Here is a 254-nt window from a genome sequence, read left to right as displayed (position 1 = left end):
CTACATTTGTTAATATCCTCTAAGAACTCTGCAAACTTTTTTAACTCATCCGGAGTAAAAGGTGAATGCGCGAATCCAGCTATAAGCATTTGCTGTTGCTGAGATAAACCACTTAACGATACGTTCTCATTGGCTACGTCTGCTAGCTGCCCTAAATTACTTATTGGGTGACCTTTTGATTTAAAAAAAGTATATATTTTACTAACCCAATTTTTTGATATTTTTTTACTACCAGTTTCTAATCCACTTAGATA

General features: G+C 33.9%; 1 protein-coding gene. It reads right to left on the bottom strand.

Annotated features, from left to right (window positions below; translation table 11 throughout):
- Positions 1-254 (bottom strand): hypothetical protein (locus AAEY57_RS20515; protein WP_350608725.1); only part of this gene is annotated, 254 nt, incomplete at both ends.

This window comes from Pseudoalteromonas sp. MER144-MNA-CIBAN-0113 (genome assembly GCF_040308965.1).
In the GTDB taxonomy this organism is placed as follows: Bacteria; Pseudomonadota; Gammaproteobacteria; order Enterobacterales; family Alteromonadaceae; genus Pseudoalteromonas; species Pseudoalteromonas tetraodonis.
Note: the sequence above shows the minus strand (reverse complement) of the source record. Positions and strands in the feature narration are given on the sequence as shown.